The organism is Labrenzia sp. R5_0 (genome assembly GCF_017743835.1).
Classification (GTDB): domain Bacteria; phylum Pseudomonadota; class Alphaproteobacteria; order Rhizobiales; family Stappiaceae; genus Roseibium; species Roseibium algicola.
Window position 1 is genome coordinate 263,610 of sequence record NZ_JAGHRK010000002.1, and the last position, 14,340, is coordinate 277,949.

The following is a 14,340-nucleotide window of genomic DNA, read 5'->3' on the forward strand; positions in this document are numbered from 1 at the left end:
GACAAGCCAAGGACGTGTGACAATGACGGAGCAGGTTGAGCTGCGAGATCATCCCTTTCCGTGCCACACCCTCGTCATGCCATGGCTCGACCATGGCATCCGTGCCGATGCAACACGACACGGCAACGCCTATCCATTTGGAAAGGCCGCGGAGTGGATTGCCGGATTAAGTCCGGCAATGACGGGGAGCGTGGGGGATAAGGAATAGGGCTATCTGAACGCCGTTGTTACCGCGGATGCGCCTCAGAAGGTCACTCCGCTGCGAACAGCTTTGCCGTCATCGCCAGGCTTGCGCCACAGGGCTCTTCGGCTTCGCCGCTCACCTCTACCCCGCCCTCGGCAGGGCGCAGGTTGACGAAGTCGTAGAGCGAGCGGTCGAGGAGATGCGACGGCCGGGTGTGGCCGAGGGCGCGGGCCATGACGCCAAGGCGGCCGGGGGTTGCCTTTTCCCAGCCCTGCAGCATGCGTTTGACTTCCTCGCGCTGCAGACCGTCCTGCGAGCCACAGAGATTGCAGGGAATGATCGGGAACTGCATGCCATTGGCAAAGCGTGCGATGTCGCTTTCAGCAGAATAGGCAAGCGGGCGGAGCACCAGAAGATCGCCCTCGTCGTTGATCAGCTTGGGCGGCATGGAGGCCAGACGGCCACCGTGGAAAAGGTTCATGAAGAACGTCTCCAGAATATCTTCCCGGTGATGGCCGAGCACGATGGCCTCGCAGCCCTGCTCCCGTGCGATCCTATAAAGAATTCCGCGGCGCAGGCGCGAACACAGCGAACAATAGGTGCGGTGCTCGGGGATCTTGTCGGTGACAATGGAATAGGTGTCTTCGCGCACGATGATGTGCTCGATACCGTTGTCCTCGAAGAATTTCGGCAGGATGTCCGCCGGAAAACCGGGCTGAGCCTGATCCAGATTGCAGGCGATCAGGTCGACTGGCAGCAGCCCCCGCCATTTCAGTTCGACCAGCACCGCCAGCAGCGTGTAACTGTCCTTGCCACCTGACAGGCAGACCAGCCACTTCGGCCGCTTTTCCTGGGAAGCCCCTTCCGGCAGCATCCCGAAGTCGGCAATCGCCTCACGCGCCTGGCGCAAGAGGCGCTTTCTCAGCTTCTTGAACTCGACGCTCGCAGGTGCATTGCGAAGCAACGCGGGTACGTCGATGTCGGTACTGTCGGCAATATCGTTCATTTGAGAAGCTCGGTGGCTTGTTGGGTTCGCTGTCTTTGCGCTGACATAGCGGATCAAGGCTGCCGGGAAAAGGGAAAAGCCGTGCGTATCAGGGGATGGCAGTTCGCTCACTGGAGCTGTTCTTGCCACTTCCCTGCATATTGCTTCAGCCGAGAGAGACGTTCGCCGCCGCGTCCGCGTGGGCCAGTCTGCTGCCGTTTTTCCGTATCACCCTCCGCCACCAGCAACGCGGCGCCGATACTGGTTCCGGTGAGCGACCCAGCCGATGCTTCAACCGGCCGCCCGGTCGCAGCCTCCAGCATGTCAAGGTAAAGCCCGTTCTGAGCGAACGGCCCCTCCACAACAATTGGACCTTCTGCACCGGTCATCGCCAGGCACTCCGCCGTCACCAGCGCCAGATAGAAGGACACAGCCGCAAAGCATTCGCCGTCGCTCAGGAGCGATTCATCCACGCTCCAGTGATACTCCCTGCCCTGGAAAGGGCCGGAGCGTGGGTCGACAGCGGGAAAAAGCATGATCTCGCGAGAAAGCACGGTATCAATCTGTTCTTCCGAACAGCCCTTTTCACGTCCCTTCAGGATCATGTCGAACTCACGCCCCCCCATGAACCTTGCCGAAGGCACAGGATCACCGAAAGCGTTGACGTTGATTAGCGTGTCGCGGCACGGATCGAGGAGCACCCGGCCGCCTCCTATCGCCAGCACGATCACCCAGGTGCCGGTGGAGACGACCGAAAACGGAGGCTGTCGCAGGATCAGATGCGGATAAAGCGACGCGTTGGAATCGTGAATGCCGCAGGCGACCGGAATATCCTTCGGCAATCCGGTCCGGGCCACAACCTCCGGCAGGACCGACCCGAGACGATCACCCGCCTTGCGCACGGGAGCCATCTTCTCCCCCAGACCGAGGCGGTTCACTAACGAGGAGAACCGGTTTTCGGACGGGCACCAGAGGTCGGTATGGCAGCCGAGTGAAGTTACCTCGTTGGAAAGAACGCCGGTGAGCTTGTAGGTCCAGTATTGCGGATAGGTCAGAACGGTCGCCACCCGGTCAAGCAGACCCGGGTCCGTTTTCAGTTGCCAATGGAGTTGCGCGCCCAGATTGAGGCCCATGCCGAGCCTGGGTGACCCGGTTTCCGCGAAGTCCGGCCGGATCGCATCATAGGCGGCTGCCAGGTCGTCCGGGCCGGTGAATTCATAGTCCAGCATCGGCGCGGCAAGGTTCCCTTCCGCGTCCAGAAGCACGGCGCTGGCACCATGCGTCGTCACCGACAGGGCATCGATACCATGGACCTTGTGCAGCTCCGCCAGCGCGTCGCAGATGAAATCCCAGTGGCCTTTGAGGTCGAAATGCGGATAGGGCGGCCCCGGCAGGACCGAGTTGGGCCGCGTCAGGACGCCAAGTTCCCTGCGCAGGTCCAGATCGACCACGGCAACCTTCGCATTGGTCTTGCCGATATCGATGACGCCCACATTCCGGATCGCTGCCATCAACGCTCAATCCATGTGAAAGACGGTTGTGAGCGGTGTTGCCACTGGTTCGTTGTCCGGTTTGGTCGCCATAACATCGGCCATATGTGCCCACCATTTCCGCATCACCGGGTGGTTCGGCAGATCGTCCATCTTGTGGCCATCCTGGCGCCAAAGCACGCCGAAGAGGATGTCGGTCTCGGGATCCAGATGAATTGAATAGTCGCTGATGCCTGCGTCTTTCAACAAGGCCACCAGTTCCGGCCAGATTTCGTCATGGCGCTTCCGGTATTCCGCTTCCATGCCCGGATTGAGCTTCATCTTGAAGGCATATTTTTCCATGGTTCAGGCCTTCCGCTTTGCGAGAACCCGGTGGGCGATGCGCGGCAAGGCAATGACGGCAATCAGCAGCAGACCGATGAAGATCGACATGACGATGCCCGGTACGTTGAGCAGGCCAAACCCGAAGGTGACCATGCCCATCACAAAGGCAGCGATCACCACGCCCGGAATGGAGCCGGAGCCACCGAGAATATTGACGCCGCCCAGCACCACCATTGTCACGATCTCAAGCTCCCAGCCGAAGGCAATCGACGGTCTTGTCGCCCCGAGACGCGAGGTCAGGCAGATGGCGGCAACACCGGACATAAGCCCCGTGAGCAGGAAAAGTGCGAATTTGACTCGCGGCACGCGAATACCGGAAAAAAGCGCACCGACCGGATTGTTGCCGACGACATAGACCGCGCGGCCAAAGTTCGTCTTGTGCAGGATGACGGCAAAGACGATGGCCAGCAGAGCGAACAGGACGAACTCGAAAGAGATCACCCACCAGACGTAGCCCTGACCGAAAAAGGCAAAGTCGGACGGATAGCCGGTGTAGGCCTTGTCGCCGAGCACGATATAGGAAATGCCGCGGAACAGGCTCATGGTGCCGATGGTCACCACGATGGACGGCAGGCCGAAGCCGGTCACCAGGAAGCCGTTGAAGGCACCGCACAACAGCCCTGTGCCGAGGCCGATCATCACCAGAACCGGCGTATCGGCCCCCATCTGGACGGCAAAGCCCATGGCCGTGGACGAGAGTGCAATGATCGAGGCAACCGAAAGGTCGATCTCGCCGGAAATGATCAGAAGCCCCATTGCAAAGGCGATCATGGCCTTTTCGGTGAAATTGAAGGTCGCGTCGGAGAGGTTCCACGGGTCGAGGAAATAAGGCGAGGCAAAGCTGTTCAGCGTGAAGACGGCGACGGCGACCACGAGTAGCAGCAGTTCCCAGCTCACCAGAAACCGCTGCAGCGGCGACTTCAGCCTGTCCGGAATCTGACGCCCCTGCGCGCCGGTGTCTGTGGTGGCGAGGCTCATGCTGCGTGCTCCGCTTTTTTCAGGATCACCCGGCCCTTGGTCCGGTTGGACGTGGCGTTGAAGGCTACGGCGATGATGATCGCGCTGCCGGAAATCGCGAGTTGCCAGAAGGGCGAGATATTGATCACCGGAAGGGCGTTCTTGACGATACCGAGGAACAGCGCACCGAGCAGAGCCCCGCCGACAGACCCGATGCCGCCGGCAATCGAGATCCCGCCGATGACACAGGCCGCGACCACCTCAAGTTCGAAACCGCCGGCGATATCGACATAGGCAACGGCGTAGCGGGCAACCCAGAGATAGCCGGTGAGACCGGCAAGCGCGCCGGAAATGACATAGGCCGCGCATTGGGTGAGGCCGACATTGATGCCCGTATAGACCGCCGCGTTCGGATTGCCGCCCACGGCAAAGAAAGCCCTGCCGAGCGGCGTGCGCCCGACCAGAACGATGAACCCGATCACGACGGCGATCGCTATCCACGACAGAACCGGCAGGCCAAGCACGACCTCGCGCGGGAAGGCCTTGAAGGCGTCACTCATTTCATGGGCGTTGATCCACTCCCCGCCGGAAATGACGAAGATGATGCCCCGGTAGATGGTCATCGTGCCAAGGGTGACGACAATGGGCGGAATATCCAGCTTCCAGACAAGCAGTCCGTTCGCGAGCCCCATCAAGGCCCCAAGACAGATCGCCAGGGCCAGGATAACCGGCACCGGCAGACCGGGCATGGCCATGTTGAGCATGGCAACCACCATGCCGGTGAGCGCCAGATTCGCGGCAACGGACAGATCGATACACCGGGTGAGGATCACCACCATCTGGCCGAGAGCCAGAATGATCAGCGGAGCCGTATCGTTGAAGACATTCGCCAGGTTGGACGGCGCGACGAAGCCGGGAAAGCGAGTGGCGATGGCCAGCACCAGAACCAGGATGGCTCCGGCGAGAATGGTCTCGCGCGATTTCATCAGCGAGCGGATCATGTGCGCACCTCCGTGATGCCGGCAGCCGCCCGCACCAGATGTTCGGGCGACAGGTCAGCGCCTTCAAATTCGGCGGCGATACGCCCCTCCCGCATGACAATCACCCGGTCGGACATGCCGAGAATTTCCGGAATTTCGGACGACACCATGATGACCGCCAGACCTTCGGCGGCCAGTTCCGCCATGAATTCATGCACCGCGGCCTTGGACCCGATGTCGATGCCCTTTGTGGGTTCGTCCAGGATGATCACCCGAGGTTTGGTCGCAAGCCATTTGGCGATGACAACCTTCTGCTGGTTGCCGCCGGACAGTTCGCCGATATCCTGGTCAAGAGCTGCTGCGCGCAAGTCCAGCCGCCGCGTGTAATCGCGGGCCAGCTTGAATTCCTCCGCAAGCCGCAGGAACCCCTTGCGCGAGGTTTCCTTGAGCGACGGCAGCGAGACATTCTGGAAAATGGGCAGACCTTTGATGGCCCCCTGTTTACCCCGGTCCTCCGGCACATAGACGATGCCCTGCCGGATAGCCTCGTTGGGATCGCGAATGACGGCAATCCTGTCGTCGATCCTGATAGCCCCCTTGGAAGGCCTGGTCACCCCGAACAGCGCCTGCATGAATTCGCTGCGCCCGGCCCCCACAAGGCCGTAAAACCCAAGGATCTCTCCCGCACGAAGCGTGAAACCGATGTCCTCGAATTCCGTCGGGTGGCAATAGCCGACAACCTTCAGCACTTCCTCACCCAGTTGCGGTGCTCGTTTCGGGAAAACCTGGTCGACCGACCGGCCGACCATCAGCTTGACCAGCTCCTGTTCGGAAACAGCCTCGATCTTGCCTTTGCCGACCATCTGGCCGTCCCGGAAAACCGTGTAGCGGTCCGCGATGCGGAAGATCTCGTCGAACTTGTGGCTGATGAAGAGGATCGCCTTGCCTTCGGCCTTCAGGCGTTCCACCAGCTCGTAGGTTTCCTCGATTTCCTTGTGGGACAGCGAGGCGGTCGGCTCATCCATGATGACGATCTTGGCGTCGATGGAGAGCGCCCGGGCAATCGCCACCAGGTGCTTGTTGGCAATACCGAGATCCTTCAGCGTGACATTCGGATCGATCCTGGCGCCGATCCGGTCGAGCAGCGCTTGTGCCTTGCGCAGCATTTCCTTGCGGTCGATCAGCCCGAAACGGGTTTTCGGCGCATGGCCGATGAAAATGTTTTCCGCCACCGACAGATCATCGAAAAGGACGGTTTCCTGATGGATCGCCGTCATCCCTGCCCGGCCCGCGTCCTGGGCGGTGGGAAAGGAAACCGGTGTGCCATTGATCGCGATTGCGCCCTCATCCGGCTGATAAATGCCGGTCAGGATCTTCACGATGGTGGATTTACCCGCGCCGTTTTCGCCTACCAGGGCAGTAACTTCCCCCGGGAACAGCTCCAGCGATACCTCGGAAAGCGCCTTCACGCCCGGGAACGATTTGGAGATACCGCTGAGCGTCAGTACCGGCCCCGCGCCGTCTTCCGTTTGCGGATGCGTGTCCGCTATGCCCTGCGTGTTCGCAAGCATGACCATTTCCCGGAGCCTGGAGTTTCGTTGCTGGTTTCAAAGACCCGGTGCGCTTGGCACCGGGTCTGACATGTTTCTATCGTCCGGTCCTGGCGACCAGCTTAGAAAATGTCCTTGAAGTCGTCGATGTTGGAGCTGTCATAGACGAACGGGTCCGCCATCGCGCCTTCGTTGCTGTCGTTGAGCGTCAGCGTGCCCATACGGCCCATCGGAATTTCCGCGCCCGGCTTTGCTTCCGCGGCGCCGGTGGACAGGTTGTAGGCCAGCATGGTTGCCGAATAGCCGAGATCGATCGGGTTCCAGATGGCGAACGACTTGGATGCACCGGATTCGATGTGGCCAGCCATTTCTGACGGCAGGCCGAGCCCGGTCACGTTGACCTGACCGGCTTTTTCGGCGTCGGAGACCGCCTGAGCGGCGGCAACGATGCCCACGGACGTCGGCGCGATGATCGCCTTCAGGTCCGGATAGGTCTGCATCAGGCCTTGGGCTTCACGGTAGGACTTGTCGGCAAGGTCATCACCATAGACGGTGGCGACCACGTTGATGCCTGGATAATTGTCCTTCACCTTGTTCATTTCCTCGATCCAGATGTTCTGGTTCGTGGCGGTTGCGGACGCGGACAGGACGGCGACATCACCGCCATCGGGCAGATGATCGGCGGCCAGCTTGATGATCATGTTGCCGATCAGCGGATTGGAAGACGGATTGAGGTGAAGCTGGCGACCTTCCGGTGCAACGCCGCTGTCCCAGGAAATCACGGTAATGCCGCGGTCCATGGCTTTCTTCAGTGCCGGAACCAGGGCGTCCTGATCGTTGGCGGAGATTGCAATGGCATCCACCTTCTGGGCGATCAGCGCGTTGATGACCTCGATCTGACCTTCTGCGGTCGTGTCGGTCGGGCCGGTGTAGATGATCTCGACATCGCCGAGCTCCTTGGCAGCCTCTTCAGCGCCCTTGGCGGCAGCTTCAAAGAAGCCGATGCCGAGCGCCTTGACGACAAGGGCGATGCGTTTTTCCGCGGCACTGGCCGGTGCGGCGATGCAGACGGCGGCGACTGCTGTTGCCGCCAGAAGTGACTTGAGCAATTTCATGGTCTTCCTCCCTAAAGTGCTGCCGGCCCCTCCCAAGGTCCGGACAGTGTGCCGGCTACCCGTTCGAGGTTGCCTTGGTCTGTGCGGCGCTTGTTTCCGCCACGATCAGATGGATGTCGGCCTGTTCCAGCATGTTGGCCGCGCTGTCGGGGATCCTGTCATCGGTGATGACGGTGGAAATCCGCTCGAGCGGGCACAGGATCAGGCTGGAACGTGCGCTGAATTTCGACGAATCCGCCAGAACCACCAGTTCATCCGCCTGGCCGATCAGCTTCTGCTCGGCCTGAATGAGCAACGGATCTGCCTCCATGAGCCCAAGCGGCCCAAGCCCCTGGGCGCCCATGAACATGCGCGTCGCGTAGAAGTTCCGGGTCACGTCGTTGTCGAAGGGGCTCAGGATGATGTTCTGTTCGCGATAGATCACCCCGCCCGAGAGCATGATGGTGTTCTTGGAATTCTTGAGGAGATGCTCGGCAATCGGAAACGAGTTGGTGAACACCTGGCAGCGCTTGGTTGCCAGCGGATGCACCATCTGAAAGGTGGTTGTGCCGCCGTTGATGATGATGGCATCGCCATCCTCGCAAAGCTCCACCGCCTTTTGCGCGATTGCGCGTTTCTGAGCGATGTTGATCGTTTCGTTGACACTGAACGGTCGTCCTGCCAGACCGACGAACTGCGGCGGATGAATGCTCTCCGCCCCACCCCGCACGCGGCGCAGCTTCTTCTGCACATGCAGCTGGGCAATGTCACGACGGATGGTCGCTTCTGAGGAATCCGTCAACGCCACCAGTTCCTGTACCGTCACAACCGGACGGTCCTGGACTGCGGACAATATGATCCTGTGGCGTTCTTTCTCGTGCATCTGGTCCTCCCATTGATCAAACGTTTCCACCAACACCGGTCAATGTCAATCATAAAAAATCAAAAATGATCATTTTGCAGCGCAATATGATTGATATTGATCGTTTTTGATTGACAACCTGATCCGTTCAAGCGAGTTTCTAAACAACGAGACGCAAGCCGTCAGGCTTACCTGGGAGGAAAAGATGTTGAATTCCGCTGCCGGTTCCCGGCTTGCAAACCTGTGGGATGACCAGAAGGCTTCCGGCATGAGCGAAGCGGAGCTGCTGCTCTATCGCTCCAACCTCCTGGGCTCCGACAAGCGCATCACCAACTACGGTGGCGGCAACACCTCCGCCAAGGCGATGGAAAAGGATCCCCTCACCGGCGATCAGGTCGAGGTACTGTGGGTCAAGGGCTCCGGCGGCGATGTCGGCACCATCAAGATGGATGGTTTTGCGACGCTCTACATGGACAAGCTGCGGGCACTTAAAGGGCTCTATCGCGGTGTCGAGTTCGAAGACGAGATGGTCGCCTGCCTGCCCCATTGCACCTTCAACCTGAACCCGCGCGCCGCCTCCATCGATACGCCGCTTCATGCCTATGTGCCGAAAAGTCATGTCGACCATATGCATCCGGACGCAATCATCGCCATTGCAGCGGCAAGCGACAGCAAGGCAATCACGCAGGAAATTTTCGGCGCCGACATCGGCTGGCTTCCCTGGAAGCGTCCAGGCTATGAACTGGGCCTGTGGCTGGAAAAATTCTGCCTGGAAAATCCGGAGGCCCGCGGGGTCGTTCTGGAAAGCCATGGCCTTTTTACCTGGGCTGACGACGCCAGGACCTGCTACGAAACCACACTGGAAATCATCAACAAGGCGATTGCCTGGTTTGAGGAAAAGACGGCAGGAAGAGATGCTTTCGGCGGCTCGAAACACCGCGCCCTGGCCCCATCCGACCGGCGGGCCGTTGCCGCCCGCCTGATGCCTGCAATCCGGGGGATGGTCTCCGGCAAGCAGCATATGGTCGGTCATTTCGACGACAGCGACGCTGTGCTGGAATTTGTCTGCGCCAACGACATGGAAGCCCTTGCCGCCCTCGGCACAAGCTGCCCGGATCATTTCCTGCGCACCAAGATCCGCCCGCTCGTGGTTGATTTCGATCCCGCGACCCCGGACATCGAGGCAACTCTTGCCGGGCTCGGTCAGGCTGCAGAAGCTTACCGTGACGACTATGCGGCCTATTATGACCGTTGCAAGCACGACGACAGCCCCGCCCTTCGCGACCCGAACGCCGTTGTCTACCTGGTGCCGGGCGTTGGCATGATCACCTTCGCCAAGGACAAGGCGACGGCACGCATTTCAGGCGAGTTCTATACCAACGCCATCAACGTCATGCGCGGCGCTTCCAGCGTCTCCACCTACCGCGGCCTGCCGGAACAGGAAGCCTTCGACATCGAATACTGGCTTCTTGAAGAAGCCAAGCTACAGCGCATGCCTAAACCCAAGAGCCTTGCAGGCAAGATCGCGCTGGTCACCGGCGGCGCCGGTGGCATCGGCTCAGCCACCGCTGAACGCTTTCTTCGCGAAGGCGCCTGTGTGGTGCTGGCCGACATCGACGCGGACGCACTCGGGGCCGCCGCCGACAATCTCACCTCACGTTATTCCAGGGACGTCGTGCGCACGGTGACGATGGATGTCACCAGTGAAGACGCAGTGGCAGACAGCTTTGCCCGAGCTGCACTGGAATTCGGCGGTGTCGACATTCTCGTTTCCAACGCCGGCATCGCGTCTTCCGCCCCGATCGAGGACACCACGCTCGACCTGTGGAACCGGAACATGTCGATCCTGTCGACCGGATACTTCCTGGTGTCCCGTGAGGCCTTCAAGGTCATGAAGACGCAAGGGGTCGGCGGCTCCATCGTGTTCATCGGATCGAAGAACGGCCTCGCCGCGTCTCCCGGTGCCAGCGCCTATTGCACGGCCAAGGCTTCCGAACTGCACCTCGCCCGCTGCCTTGCCCTGGAAGGTGCTCCGGAGGGGATCCGAGTCAATGTGGTCAATCCGGACGCTGTCCTGCGTGGGTCAAAGATCTGGTCCGGTGACTGGCTGAAGGAACGCGCAGAAGCCTACGGCAAGGACACGTCGGAGCTGGAGGAACACTACCGCCAGCGCTCGCTGCTGAAACTGTCCGTGCTGCCCGAAGACATCGCCGAGGCAACCTACTTCTTCGCCTCCGAGTTTTCCGCCAAGTCGACCGGGAACATCATCAACGTCGACGCCGGCAACGTTCAGGCTTTCACACGGTAGCAGTCCTCAAGGTAATCGAACCACATCTTCCCTCATCCTGAGGAGGACAGTCAGGTCCGTCTCGAAGGATGGGCCACACGATCAGAGCTTGCCGCCCATCCTTCGAGACGCGAGCAGGCTCGCTCCTCAGGATGAGGAAGTGGCTTGAGGGAAGTGATCTTGGAACAAACGGATCGAAGAAAATCCGGGAAAGGATCTTCTCATGATGATCGACACATCGCTGGTCGCCGGGGAAAACGAGACCCGCACAGCCGACCTGAAGCGTGACTATGAAACCCTGGGCGAAAGGCTCGACCGGCGCGGCGTTTCCATCGATGCCATCAAGGCGAAGGTCGCCGCATATGGCGTCGCGGTGCCGTCCTGGGGTGTCGGCACCGGCGGCACGCGCTTTGCGCGGTTTCCCGGCAAGGGCGAACCGCGCCATATCTTCGACAAGCTGGAAGATTGCAGCGTCATCCAGCAGCTTACCCGCGCAACACCAAACGTTTCGCTGCACATTCCCTGGGACAAGGCCGACCCGGCGGAGCTGAAAGCCAAGGCAAGTTCGCTCGGGCTCGGCTTTGACGCCATGAACTCCAACACCTTTCAGGATCAGGACGGTCAGCCTCTTTCCTACAAGTTCGGCTCGCTCAGCCATACGGATGCCCGCACGCGCAGGCAGGCTGTCGAACACAATCTGGAATGCATCGAGATCGGCAAGGCCATCGGCTCCAGGGCCCTGACCATCTGGATCGGCGACGGATCGAACTTTCCCGGCCAGGCCAATTTCACACGTCAGTTCGAGCGGTATCTGGACGCGGCAAAAGCCATTTATGCGGAACTGCCGGACGACTGGCGGCTGTTCACCGAGCACAAGATGTATGAGCCGGCTTTCTATTCCACCGTGGTGCAGGACTGGGGCACCAACTACATGATCGCGCAGGAACTGGGAGAGAAGGCCTACTGCCTTGTCGATCTCGGCCACCATGCCCCCAACGCCAATATCGAGATGATCGTTGCCCGGCTGATCCAGTTCGGCAAGCTCGGCGGGTTCCACTTCAACGACAGCAAGTATGGCGATGACGATCTGGATACGGGCTCCATCGACCCGTATCGGCTGTTCCTGGTGTTCAACGAACTGGTGGACGCCGAAACGCGAAAGGCGCCTGGTTTCGATCCCGCGCATATGCTCGACCAGTCTCACAACGTGACCGACCCCATCGAAAGCCTGATGGTCTCCGCAATGGAGGTGCAGCGCGCCTATGCCCAGGCACTGCTGGTCGACAGGTCTGCCCTGGACGGTTTTCAGGACACGAATGACGCCTTGATGGCGACAACCACGCTGAAAACCGCTTTTCGCACCGATGTCGAGCCGATCCTGGCAATGGCAAGACTGGAAAACGGCGGCGCTGTCGACCCTGTTGCGGCCTACCGGAGTGCAGGATACCGCCAGAAGGTCGCGGAGATCCGCCCGGAAGTTTCCGGGGCCGGCGGCGGGATAGTCTGACCCAAGAGTATTGACCAGAAAAGACCGGCCGGGAGGGGGCCCCCTTCCCGGTCAGACAGAGGCGCGAATGAGCGAGACCAGGGCCTCGACTTCCGGGTCGAATTCATCCTTGTTCGGGATCAAAAGCCCGTATCGGCTCATGTGCTCTTCCAGCCTGACCGGCAGAATGCGGATCAGGCCGTTTTCCTGATAGTAGTCGGCAACCGATTGCGGCAGAACGGCCAGCATGTCGCTTTTTCCGACCGCCAGCGTTGTCATCAGCATCGACGACGTTTCAAGGCCGTAATGCGGTGCGGGCAGATCCGCGTGAGCAAAAGCAAGCTCGATCGACATGCGCATCGGGCTGGGCCTTGGCTGCAGGATCCAGCTGAAATCACCAAGGTCCACCAGACTGAGCTGCTTGCTTGGCACCAGAGGATGCGACGGCGCCGCCACGACAGCGAGCCTCTCCTGCCAGAGCGGTTCAAACCGAATGCCGGTCATGTCGAGATGTTCCACCGGCCGCCCCAACACGATATCCAGCGCACCTTCGTTGAGCGCGGAAATGAGATTGTCGGAAGTCGACACCATCAGGCTGATCTGTGGGCCGACATTGGTTTCCATCAGGTTCATCAGAAGCTCTGATACCTGCCCCGGCAAGGCTTCCATGATCGCGCCAAGCCGCACCTTGCCATATTCGCCGCGCTGCATCGCCGACAATTGCGCCTTCAGCCGCCCTGTCTCGGAAATGATCTGGCGGGCATGCCGGGCGACCACCACGCCATAGGCCGTTGGTTTCATGCCCCTGGAAAGACGCTCGAACAGCGTGACCCCGAGCGTGTCCTCCACTTCCTTCAAAAGTTTTGTCGCCCCGGGCTGGGAAAGGTTCAGCTCGCGCGCGGATTCGTGCAGATTGGTCGTGACTTCCAGGCTCGCCACAAGGGCAAGCTGTTTGAACCGCAGGCGAGACAGGATCGCCATGTCGAAGGTTCCATGCATATCGATCGATCCGCTCAGTCGTTGGCGTACCCGCTTGGCGGTCTCAATCGATACCGGATTTTTTCCTTTCCAGACAGTCAAATACCCGGCCTCATGTCTCAAGGTGGATCAAACGGCGGCTGACCGCCCCGGAGTTGTCCTCACTGCCCCCAGCGCAAAACCAGGGGATCGAGCCGGCGCAGAAGCGTCAGTAGCCTCTCGCGCACCGGCTGCGGGAGCGGGTCGATCGGATGCCGGCAGAAATCGGATTTGATGACACCGCCTTCGACCATCGCCGCCTTGCAGGAGCGCCAGCCGCACAAGCGGTTCTCGTGATTGATGACGGGCAGAACCCGCGCATAGGCATCTGCTGCCTCGTCGGTTTGGCCCGCGTGATAGAGCTCGATGACGGGCTTGATCTGGTCGACAATCATCCCCGAGGTCATCGATCCGCGCGCGCCTGCGTCCAGATCCGCCAGCAACGTGATACCTTCTTCGCCATCAAATGGGCCTTCGATGGCAGGGCCGCCTTCAGCAATGAGAGACCGCAACTTGTTGGCAGCCTGCGGGCATTCGATCTTGAAGAGCTTCACCATCTCGATCTCGCGGGCCATCTTCACCAGAAGCGGCACCGGCAGGTCGACGCCGGACAGGGGCGCATCCTGGATCATGATCGGAATGCCGACCTCGCCAACGGCAGCGAATTGATCAAACGTCTGCTGGGCGTTCCCCTTCAAAAGAGCACCGTGATAGGGCGGCATCATCATGACAATGGCTGCGCCAAGCGACTTGGCAAGCTGCGCCCGCTCTACCGCGATCCGTGTCGCGAAATGGCTGATCGTGACGATGACAGGAACGCGGCCGTCGATATGCTCGATGCAAAGCCGTGTCAGCAACTCGCGCTCTGCATCCGACAACAGGAACTGCTCGGAGAAATTCGCCAGGATGCAGATGCCATCCGCGCCCTGGTCGATAAGGCAATCCAGCACGCGGCGCATGCCCGGTTCATCAAGCGAACCGTCTTCGTGAAAGGGTGTCGGGGCGACAGGCCAGATACCGGAATAAGGGGTCATGGGGCTACGTGCTTTTGTCTTTGAGGATAA

At 60.3% G+C, this 14,340-nt stretch carries 12 protein-coding genes; 2 read left to right on the top strand and 10 right to left on the bottom strand.

Going from position 1 to position 14,340, the window contains the following annotated elements:
• Positions 1-251 precede the first annotated feature (251 nt).
• The 8 genes from ttcA to J7447_RS10115 form a co-directional block, all read right to left on the bottom strand.
• Complete coding sequence (gene ttcA, locus J7447_RS10080; RefSeq protein WP_062488367.1) at positions 252-1,190, bottom strand: tRNA 2-thiocytidine(32) synthetase TtcA; 939 nt, start codon at positions 1,188-1,190, stop codon at positions 252-254.
• A 107-nt stretch (positions 1,191-1,297) separates the two neighbouring features.
• Positions 1,298-2,680: an FGGY-family carbohydrate kinase gene (locus tag J7447_RS10085; protein WP_209169528.1), complete on the bottom strand. Its 1,383-nt coding sequence runs from the start codon at positions 2,678-2,680 to the stop codon at positions 1,298-1,300.
• A gap of 6 nt (positions 2,681-2,686) precedes the next feature.
• Positions 2,687-3,001, bottom strand: a complete 315-nt coding sequence (gene rhaM, locus J7447_RS10090) for an L-rhamnose mutarotase (RefSeq protein WP_055655087.1) — start codon at positions 2,999-3,001, stop codon at positions 2,687-2,689.
• Between the two features lie 3 nt (positions 3,002-3,004).
• Positions 3,005-4,021 carry an ABC transporter permease gene (locus J7447_RS10095; protein ID WP_209169529.1) on the bottom strand — a complete coding sequence of 339 codons (1,017 nt, stop codon included), beginning with the start codon at positions 4,019-4,021 and terminating at the stop codon, positions 3,005-3,007.
• Positions 4,018-5,001, bottom strand: a complete 984-nt coding sequence (locus J7447_RS10100; RefSeq protein WP_209169530.1) for an ABC transporter permease — start codon at positions 4,999-5,001, stop codon at positions 4,018-4,020. The genes J7447_RS10095 and J7447_RS10100 overlap by 4 nt, the downstream gene beginning before the upstream one ends.
• Positions 4,998-6,551, bottom strand: a complete 1,554-nt coding sequence (locus J7447_RS10105; protein ID WP_209169531.1) for a sugar ABC transporter ATP-binding protein — start codon at positions 6,549-6,551, stop codon at positions 4,998-5,000. The genes J7447_RS10100 and J7447_RS10105 overlap by 4 nt, the downstream gene beginning before the upstream one ends.
• 101 nt (positions 6,552-6,652) lie before the next feature.
• Complete coding sequence (gene rhaS / locus J7447_RS10110) at positions 6,653-7,645, bottom strand: rhamnose ABC transporter substrate-binding protein (RefSeq protein ID WP_077292528.1); 993 nt, start codon at positions 7,643-7,645, stop codon at positions 6,653-6,655.
• Between the two features lie 55 nt (positions 7,646-7,700).
• Positions 7,701-8,507: a DeoR/GlpR family DNA-binding transcription regulator gene (locus tag J7447_RS10115; protein ID WP_031269240.1), complete on the bottom strand. Its 807-nt coding sequence runs from the start codon at positions 8,505-8,507 to the stop codon at positions 7,701-7,703.
• A gap of 184 nt (positions 8,508-8,691) precedes the next feature.
• On the opposite strand from J7447_RS10115, the gene J7447_RS10120 reads away from it, so the two are divergent.
• Positions 8,692-10,794 carry a bifunctional rhamnulose-1-phosphate aldolase/short-chain dehydrogenase gene (locus J7447_RS10120; protein ID WP_209169532.1) on the top strand — a complete coding sequence of 701 codons (2,103 nt, stop codon included), beginning with the start codon at positions 8,692-8,694 and terminating at the stop codon, positions 10,792-10,794.
• A gap of 202 nt (positions 10,795-10,996) precedes the next feature.
• Positions 10,997-12,280, top strand: a complete 1,284-nt coding sequence (rhaI, locus tag J7447_RS10125) for an L-rhamnose catabolism isomerase (RefSeq protein WP_209169533.1) — start codon at positions 10,997-10,999, stop codon at positions 12,278-12,280.
• A 51-nt stretch (positions 12,281-12,331) separates the two neighbouring features.
• Here the strand turns inward: rhaI and J7447_RS10130 are convergent, their stop codons facing one another.
• Both J7447_RS10130 and J7447_RS10135 read right to left on the bottom strand, forming a co-directional pair.
• Positions 12,332-13,258: a LysR family transcriptional regulator gene (locus J7447_RS10130; protein ID WP_208993506.1), complete on the bottom strand. Its 927-nt coding sequence runs from the start codon at positions 13,256-13,258 to the stop codon at positions 12,332-12,334.
• 140 nt (positions 13,259-13,398) lie between these two features.
• Positions 13,399-14,310 (bottom strand): dihydrodipicolinate synthase family protein, encoded by a 912-nt coding sequence (locus J7447_RS10135; RefSeq protein ID WP_023000848.1) that lies wholly within the window; start codon positions 14,308-14,310, stop codon positions 13,399-13,401.
• Positions 14,311-14,340: the final 30 nt, after the last annotated feature.